Raw genomic sequence first — 1,690 nt, 5'->3', positions numbered from 1 at the left:
TTGCAGCGAGGCTGTGTGAAAACCCTCTCACGACCTGACGCTTCGGCCGGTAGAGTTCCCGGACATATTGAACACGGGGGTCAATATGCCCAGATACATAGAGGGTCAGGACAGGCAGCAGGTGACATTGCTGCCAGAGTGCCTAGACGACTTCATCTCAGAGGACAACACGGTTCGAATCGTTGATGCCTTCATCAATGAGCTGGACCTGGCGGCCTTGGCGTTCCAGGGCGTAACGCCGGCTTCAACCGGCAGACCCTCGTACCACCCTGCGGTGCTCCTGAAGCTGTACCTCTACGGCTACCTCAACCGAATCCAGTCCAGCCGCCGTTTGGAGCGCGAGTGTCAGCGCAACGTGGAGTTGATGTGGCTGACCGGCCGGCTTGCCCCCGACTTCAAGACCATCGCGGACTTCCGACGCGACAACGGAAATGGCATCCGCAATGTCTGTCGCCGCTTCGTGATGCTGTGCCGCGAGTTGAAGTTGTTCACCGACGCCGTGGTGGCTATCGATGGCAGCAAGTTCAAGGCGGTCAACAACCGGGAGCGCAACTTCACGCCAGGCAAGATCGAGCGCCGCGAGCGTGAACTGGAGGAAAGCATCCAGCGCTACCTCGACGCTTTGGAGACGGCAGACCGAACTCAGCCTGTGGAAATGCAGGCCAAGACCGAGCGTCTGCACGGAAAGATCCAGAAGATGCGTCAACGCCTGCAAGGCCTGCAGATGATCAAGGCGCAGCTGGAGACCCTGCCGGATCATCAAATCTCCCAGACGGATCCTGATGCGCGCGCCATGACCACCTACAGCGCCAAGGGCACGGCCATGGTGGGCTACAACGTGCAAGCTGCGGTAGACACCAAGAACCATCTGATCGTTGCCCACGAGGTCACGAACAACGGCAGTGACCGAGCACAGCTGAGCCCGATTGCCCTGGCGGCGCGCGATGCGATGGGCAAGCGCCGGTTGAAGGCCATTGCCGACCGTGGCTACTACAGCGGCTCCGGGCTCAAGGCTTGCGAGGATGCCGGAGTTGCGGCGCTTGTTCCAAAACCCATGACATCCAATGCCAGGTTTGAAGGTCGGTTCGACAAAACCGACTTCATCTACGTCGCTCGCGACGATGAGTACCAATGCCCAGCGGGTCAGCGAGCGATCCGCCGCTTCAGCCGCGAAGAAGCTGGGCTGCAGATCAGCATCTACTGGTCCAGTGCCTGCCCCGCCTGTTCAATGAAAGCGCAATGCACAACGGGTGAGTACCGACGCATCAGGCGATGGGAGCACGAGGTGGTCATGGACAAGGTTCAACAACGGTTGGACCGGATGCCCAATGCCATGACGGTGCGCAAGAGCACAGTTGAGCATGTCTTCGGCACGCTCAAGCACTGGATGGGCTGGACGCACTTCCTGACCCGAGGCATCCAGAACGTGGCGACCGAGATGAGCTTGAGCGTGTTGGCGTACAACTTCAAACGCGTCCTCAGCATCCTGGGCTTCGCGAAAACCATGCAGGCGATGCGTCTGCTGGGCGCGTAGGCGCCTGCTACGGGCCTCGCAAATCCGATCCGCACCCCAGTGGCTTCAGGATCACGCTGAAGGGGCGTAGACGCGACCAATCCGAAACTTCCATCAGGTTGCGAGCTGTATCCGCGTCGCGCGACCTTCTTGCGCGTTATCACACGGCCTCCAGCG

At 60.2% G+C, this 1,690-nt stretch carries 1 protein-coding gene; it reads left to right on the top strand.

What is annotated here, in order from left to right:
• Positions 1–85 precede the first annotated feature (85 nt).
• Entirely contained in the window at positions 86–1,534 is a 1,449-nt protein-coding gene (locus BMW87_RS34570) for an IS1182 family transposase (RefSeq protein ID WP_093083108.1), read from the top strand.
• Positions 1,535–1,690: the final 156 nt, after the last annotated feature.

It is taken from the genome of Variovorax sp. OV084 (assembly GCF_900111625.1).
Classification (GTDB): Bacteria; Pseudomonadota; Gammaproteobacteria; order Burkholderiales; family Burkholderiaceae_C; genus Variovorax.
Note: the sequence above shows the minus strand (reverse complement) of the source record. Positions and strands in the feature narration are given on the sequence as shown.

What these genes read in the sequence shown, in the direction of transcription:
- BMW87_RS34570 (WP_093083108.1), top strand. Translation starts at nt 86, where the DNA reads ATGCCCAGATACATAGAGGGTCAGGACAGGCAGCAGGTGACATTGCTG.